The organism is Lysobacter antibioticus (genome assembly GCF_001442535.1).
Taxonomy (GTDB): Bacteria; Pseudomonadota; Gammaproteobacteria; order Xanthomonadales; family Xanthomonadaceae; genus Lysobacter; species Lysobacter antibioticus.
In genome coordinates this window covers 5,721,230-5,727,419 of record NZ_CP013141.1, presented here as the reverse complement: position 1 = coordinate 5,727,419, position 6,190 = coordinate 5,721,230, and the positions used below count along the sequence as shown (strand labels likewise).

The following is a 6,190-nucleotide window of genomic DNA, read 5'->3' as shown; positions in this document are numbered from 1 at the left end:
CGGCCGTGGCGCGGCGCGTGGGCGACGCAGCGGCGATGGATGCCGTGGCTCGCCGCGAGGTCGCTGCGGCTGCAACGGCAGAAGAACGCGCGGCCTTCGTCCAGCAGGCGTTCGAGCGCGGCCTGGTAGAGGGCGCCGCGCGCGCTCTGGCGCACGATCGGCTCGTCGCTGCGCAGGCCGAACGCGGCCAAGGTGCGCAACTGCCGTTCGGCCGCACCGGGAACTTCACGCGGCGGGTCGAGGTCTTCGATACGGACCAGCCAGGTGCCGCGGTGATGGCGCGCGAGCAGCCAACTGCCGAATGCGGCCAGCAGCGAGCCCGGATGCAGGTCGCCGGTCGGCGAGGGCGCGAAGCGGCCCCGGTACGGCGTCTGCATCCGCTCGGGCGCAGCGGTCGGCGAAGGATGTCCGGACAATGAACGAGCGCTCTGGCTGGGACGGGTTATAGCGGGATTCTCGTTGAATTAACGGTGGTTTCGCCACATTTGACCAGTGCGGCGATCGCGCCGCACATGAGGATAGGCGGCGAATGCGCCGCACATGAGAACAGGCGGCGATGGCCGCCCTGGACAGGGACGTCGACTGAAGCCGCGCGCGGTGCGCGGCAAGACCAGAGCACGTACGACCATGTTCAAACGCATAGCCCTTTTCCTGGCCACCAACCTGGCCGTGCTGATCCTGCTCGGCATCGTCATGTCGGTGCTGCAGAACGTCTTCGGCATCCGCCTGGGCAACAACGGCGGCATCCTGGTCATGGCGGCGGTGTTCGGTTTCGGCGGCTCGTTGATCTCGCTGCTGATGTCGAAGTGGATCGCCAAACGCACCACCGGCGCCTACGTGATCGAACAGCCGCGCAACGAGACCGAGCAGTGGCTGGTCGCGACCGTGCGCCGCCAGGCCGAGGCGGCCGGCATCGGCATGCCCGAGGTGGCTATCTACGACGCCCCGGAAATCAACGCCTTCGCCACCGGCGCCAACCGCAACTCGGCGTTGGTCGCGGTGTCGACCGGGCTGATGCGGGCGATGAGCCGCGACGAAGCCGAAGCCGTGCTCGCCCACGAGGTCAGTCACGTCGCCAACGGCGACATGGTGACGATGGCCTTGATCCAGGGCGTGCTGAACACCTTCGTGTTGTTCGCCGCGCGCATCGTCGGCGGCTGGATCGACGCGATGCTCGGCGGCCAGCGCGAGTCGCGCGGCCCCGGCATCTTCTATTTCGTGGTGGTGATGGTGCTGGACGTGGTGTTCGGCCTGATCGCCAGCATGATCGCGATGGCGTTCTCGCGTTACCGCGAGTTCCGCGCCGACGCCGGCGGCGCCCAGCTCGCCGGCCGCCACAAGATGATCGCGGCGTTGCAGCGGCTGTCGCAGACCTACGGCCAAAGCACCCTGCCGAACCAGGTGCAGGCCTTCGGCATCAGCGGCGCGGTCGGGCATGGGTTTTCGCGCCTGATGCGCAGCCATCCGCCGCTGGAGGAGCGCATCGAGGCGCTGCGCAACGCGCCGGAGCAGCGCCCGTCGGGCGTGGTGATGCGTTGAGATCGGTGCGATAGGTCGCAGTTGCGCGGCTGAGAGCAGAAGCAAATCCCCCCTGGCCCTTTTTCAAAGGGGGGGCAGCAAAGGCAGCGGCAGGTTGTCTGCCGCTTGTCGGCCGCGACTTCGCCACCAACAAAAAACCGCCTTTCGGCGGTTTTTTGTTGCGGGGACGAGCTCGATTCTTCAGCCTTTCCCGATTCCCGATTCCCGATTCCCGATTCCCGATTCCCGATTCCCGATTCCCGATTCCCGATTCCCGATTCCCGATTCCCGATTCCCGATTCCCGATTCCCGATTCCCGATTCCCGATTCCCGATTCCCGATTCCCGATTCCCGATTCCCGATTCCCGAACTACTGGAAGTCGTAATCCATGTCCGGCCCGGCCGCGGCCAGGAAGTGGCCCTGGGCGTAGTCGATGCCGGCGCCGAACAGCAGGCTCATGCTGGCGGCGTCCTGGACGAACTCGGCGATGGTCTGCCGGCCCAGTTCGCGCGCCTTTTCGGCGATTTCGCGCACGCGCTGCTGGTGGTCGGGGTTCGAGGTGAGGTCGATCATGTAGCCGCGGTCGATCTTGAGGAAGGCGGCGTCGAAATGGTTGAGCAGCTGGAACGAGTTGAGGCCGGCGCCGAATTGCTCCAGGCCGACGCGTACGCCGTACTGGGAGATGCGCGACTGCAGTTCCTGCGCGGCGCGCAGGTTGGTGAAGACCTTGGACTCGGGCAGTTGCAGCACCAGCAGCTTGCCGTCGGCGCCGTACTTGGCCAGTTGCTCGACTACGTGCTGGATCAGGCTCTCGTCCTGCAGCGAGGCCTGGGTGATCTTGACCAGCAAGGTGGTGCGGCGGCCCTGGCGCATGCGTTCGCCGATCACCTGGATGGCCTTGCCGACCACCCAACGGTCGATTTCCCACAGCAGGCCGTGTTCTTCGGCGATCTGAAGGAACGACAACGGCTGCACCAGTTCGCCGCCGACTTCGCCCGAGGGGCTGTTCTGCATGCGCAGATAGGCCTCGTACATCTCCATCGGCTCGCCGTGCAGATTGATCAGCGGCTGGTAGTTCATGACGAAGCGATCGGCGTCGAGGGCGTCGCGGATGCGTCCGACCCAGGCGGCGATGCGTTCTTCCTCGGCACGGTCGGCCGCGCCGGGGTCGAACAGCTCGGTGCGGTTGCCGCCGACGTCGCTGGCCGACTGCAGGCACTGGCTGGCCTTGCCGAGCACCGCCGTGATGCTGGCGATCTTCTCGCCGATCTGCACGCCGCCGACGCTGGCGGTGGCGCTCAGCGACAGGCTGTCGGTCTCCAGCACGTGATCGGCGAACGCCGCGCGGATGCCTTCGGCCAGGTTGGAGGTGTGCATGTGGTCGCTGTGCCGGGTCAGCACCGCGAACTGATGCTCGCCGAAACGCGCGGCGATGTCGTCCGGGCCGATCGCCGCGCGCAGGCGCTCGCTGCAGGCGGCGATGAGCTGGTCGGCCTGGTCCAGGCCGATTTCCTGCAACAGCTGGTTGTAATGGTCGGGTTCGAGCAGCAGCAGGCCGTGGTGGGCCGAATTCTGCGCCGCGTCGGAGACCGCGTCTTCGAGCGCGCGCAGGAAGGTGGCGCGGTTGAGCAGGCCGGTGACCTGGTCGCGCTGGCGCAGCGCTTCCACTTCGCGGGCGAGCTCGGGGTCGATCTCCTGGCGGCGCAGCACCACTTGCAGGCAGTGTTCGCCCTCATAGGTGGCGGCGGTGAATTCCATGACCGCCGGGAAGGCGTTGCCGTCGAGCGCGCGGGCCTGGGTTTCGTAGCTCGGCGGCGGCGCTTCGCCCTTGCTGAGCTGCTTGAGCAATTGCTTGAAGCCGTCGACCTGGGAAGGCGCGACCAGGTCGAGCAGGGACATGCCCTCGATGTCCTCGAAGGACTCGAAGCCGAAGATTTCCAGGTACGCGGCATTGGCACGGATGTGCATGCCTTCGTGGATGTAGGCGATCGGGTCGCGCGAGGAATCGATCAGCGCGTCGCAACGGCGCTCGGTCTCGCGCACCTGGGCCTCGAGGCGGCGCAGCGAACGGCGCGCTTCCAGGTCGGCCCATTCGGAGCGCACCGCGTTCTGCAGGTGGGCGACGTTGGAGCGCAGCACCACGCCGCGCGCACCGATCTCCAGCGCGCCGAGCAGGGCGGCGTCGTCGATCGATTCCAGCAGCACCAGCACCGGCAGGTCTTTGCCGCTGGCATCGACGCTCTGCATCAACTTGGCCAGCGAGACGTTGCGCGAGTTGCGCGCCGCCAACACCAGGTCCGGTGGATGCTGCAGGATCAGTGCGGCGACTTCCTGTTCGTTTTCCGGCCGTGTCGGCCGTACCGCGATGCCGCTGTTGCGTAGCCCGCTGACGATGGCCTCCGCCGCCTCGACGCTGTCGTCGACGATCAACAAGCGCAGCACCATGTCTTTGCCGAATTGCATTGACCACCTCCGTGGGCCGGTTTTATGACATGAAGCGCCGGCCTCGTCCATGCAAGGTCGAGAATCTGTGACCCGTTGAGGAGTTCGATCGCGCCGCGGACGCACGCCGCGGGCGCTTCCGCGTCCGCGTACGGTTCCTCGGCGTTCCCCAATCAAACCCCAACCAGATTACAACCTTACAACGGACGCTTGCCCGGGTCGCCTGCCACTTCTCGCACCAGCTTGGGCACCAGGTAGCCCGACAGGCGCGCGGCCAGCTGCCGGTGCAGCTCGCGGGCGCGCTCGTCGCCGACCTCGAAATGGGCCGAACCCTGGACCCGGTCGAGCTGGTGCAGGTAGTAGGGCAGCACGCCGGCGGCGTAGCTGCGCTCGCTGAGCGCGGCCAGGGCCTCGACGCTGTCGTTGACCCCGCGCAGCAGCACCGCCTGATTGAGCAAAGTCGCGCCGCTGGCGCGCAGGCGCCGCACGGCCGCCTCGACCTCGGCGTCGAATTCGTTGGCGTGGTTGGCGTGCAGCACCACCGCGACCGGCCACGGCAGGCGTTCGATCCAGGCCTGCAGCGCGGCGTCGACGCGCTCGGGCAGGACCACCGGCAGGCGGGTGTGGATGCGCAGGCGCTTGAGGTGCGGCACTTGCGCCAGGGCTTCGGTGAGCTCTTCCAGCTTCGGCGTGGCCAGCGACCAGGGGTCGCCGCCGGACAGGATGACCTCGTCGATGCCGGCGTCCTCGCCGATCGCGGCGACCGCGTCGCGCCAGCCGCCGGCCGCGGCGGTTTCCTCGGCATAGGGAAAGTGACGGCGGAAGCAGTAGCGGCAGTGGATCGCGCAGCTGCCGGTGGCGATCAGCAGGGCGCGGCCGTTGTACTTGCGGATCACGCCGTGGCCGGCCTTGGCCGCGCCGTCGCCGACCGCGTCCAGGCTGAAACCCGGCATCGGCCGCATTTCCTCGTCCAGCGGCAGGACCTGGCGCAGCAGTGGGTCGTTCGGGTCGCCGCGAAGCATGCGGGCGACGAAGCCGCGCGGCACCCGCAGCGGGAACTGGGCCGCTGCCTCGTCCGACAGCGCCAAGGCCGCGTCGGACAGGCCGAGCAGGGCCAGCAGCTCGCGCGGATCGCGCACGGCGTCGCGCCACAGCGCCTGCCAGCGCGCGCCGGCGGCCGGCGGCGTCGGGCCGGCGGCTGCGGTCGCGAACGAGGGGGCCTGCTGTAAGGAGGCTTGAGCAGCGGGTATCATGCGGGGCTAGCCTTCAGGGTTCCGATTACGGCGCCCGGGTCCCGCCGCCGCGGTGAATCGCAGCGGATGGGCCGGCGCAGCCCGACATTCTAGCCTTCCGCCGCCACAGGCAGGTCCCGGTTTCGCGGACCCCTGGGCCCGTCGCAGGCCGGCCCGGGATCGCGCCGGACGACGGCCGCGGCCACCGCCGACCCGCCCGGTGCGGGGGTGACCGGAACCCAATCGCAACGCCACACTCATTATTCGCAGGAGTTTCAGCATGGCCAGCTATGGCATGAACGACGTCAAGAACGGGATGAAGATCCTCGTCAACAACGAGCCTTGCGTCATCACCGATACCGAGTACGTCAAGCCGGGCAAGGGCCAGGCCTTCACCCGCGTGAAGTATCGCAACATCAAGACCGGCCGCGTGGTCGAAATGACCATGAAGGCGACCGACGACCTCGAGGCCGCCGACGTCATCGACACCGACATGCAGTACCTCTACAGCGACGGCGAGTACTGGCACTTCATGAACCAGGAAAGCTTCGAGCAGGTCCAGGCCGACAAGTCGGGCATGGGCGGCGCGGAAAAGTGGCTCAAGGGCGAGGAAGCCTGCGTGGTGACCTTGTGGAACGGCGTGCCGATCATGGTCCAGCCGCCGAACTTCGTCGAACTGAAGATCGTCGAGACCGATCCGGGCGTGCGCGGCGATACCTCGGGCGGCGGCGGCAAGCCGGCGACCCTGGAAACCGGCGCGGTGGTGCGCGTGCCCTTGTTCGTCAGCCAGGACGAGATCATCAAGGTCGACACGCGTTCGGGCGAGTATTTCAGCCGCGCGAAGTAAGCCTGTAGCGAACCGTGGCCGCTGCGGCGGCCGCGGTCTGGCCGCGGCGCCGTCCGGCGCCGGCCAGGAGCGATGCCGGTCGCTTGCGGTCGTCATCGGCAAAGAAAGCATGATGTAACCCGGCCGGCGCACGCGGTGCCGGCGCAGCCG

The 6,190-nt window shown here is 67.9% G+C and carries 4 protein-coding genes and 1 pseudogene; 2 read left to right on the top strand and 3 right to left on the bottom strand.

Annotated features, from left to right (window positions below; genetic code table 11):
• Positions 1-8 precede the first annotated feature (8 nt).
• Positions 9-377 (bottom strand): annotated as a pseudogene (locus tag GLA29479_RS23140) (glutamate--tRNA ligase family protein); the annotation flags it as partial.
• 250 nt (positions 378-627) lie between these two features.
• Between GLA29479_RS23140 and htpX the strand changes: the two are divergent.
• A complete protein-coding gene (gene htpX / locus GLA29479_RS23135; RefSeq protein WP_057918481.1) occupies positions 628-1,539 on the top strand; it encodes a protease HtpX in 912 nt (303 codons plus the stop codon).
• A 349-nt stretch (positions 1,540-1,888) separates the two neighbouring features.
• On the opposite strand, the gene GLA29479_RS23130 is transcribed toward htpX, so the two are convergent.
• Together GLA29479_RS23130 and epmB are read right to left on the bottom strand one after the other, a co-directional pair.
• The gene (locus GLA29479_RS23130; protein WP_057972993.1) at positions 1,889-3,982 is read right to left on the bottom strand and encodes an EAL domain-containing response regulator; all 2,094 of its coding nucleotides are present in this window, start codon (positions 3,980-3,982) and stop codon (positions 1,889-1,891) included.
• Positions 3,983-4,158: 176 nt separating this feature from the next.
• The gene (gene epmB, locus GLA29479_RS23125) at positions 4,159-5,214 is read right to left on the bottom strand and encodes an EF-P beta-lysylation protein EpmB (RefSeq protein ID WP_057972992.1); all 1,056 of its coding nucleotides are present in this window, start codon (positions 5,212-5,214) and stop codon (positions 4,159-4,161) included.
• A gap of 259 nt (positions 5,215-5,473) precedes the next feature.
• Here epmB and efp point away from each other — a divergent pair, with 259 nt between their 5' ends.
• Complete coding sequence (gene efp, locus GLA29479_RS23120; protein WP_031370552.1) at positions 5,474-6,040, top strand: elongation factor P; 567 nt, start codon at positions 5,474-5,476, stop codon at positions 6,038-6,040.
• Positions 6,041-6,190 lie beyond the last annotated feature (150 nt).

Excerpts from the sequence above, each read along its gene's own strand:
- GLA29479_RS23130 (WP_057972993.1), bottom strand. The coding sequence starts at position 3,982 with ATGCAATTCGGCAAAGACATGGTGCTGCGCTTGTTGATCGTCGACGAC.
- epmB (WP_057972992.1), bottom strand. The coding sequence starts at position 5,214 with ATGATACCCGCTGCTCAAGCCTCCTTACAGCAGGCCCCCTCGTTCGCG.
- efp (WP_031370552.1), top strand. The coding sequence starts at position 5,474 with ATGGCCAGCTATGGCATGAACGACGTCAAGAACGGGATGAAGATCCTC.
- htpX (WP_057918481.1), top strand. The coding sequence starts at position 628 with ATGTTCAAACGCATAGCCCTTTTCCTGGCCACCAACCTGGCCGTGCTG.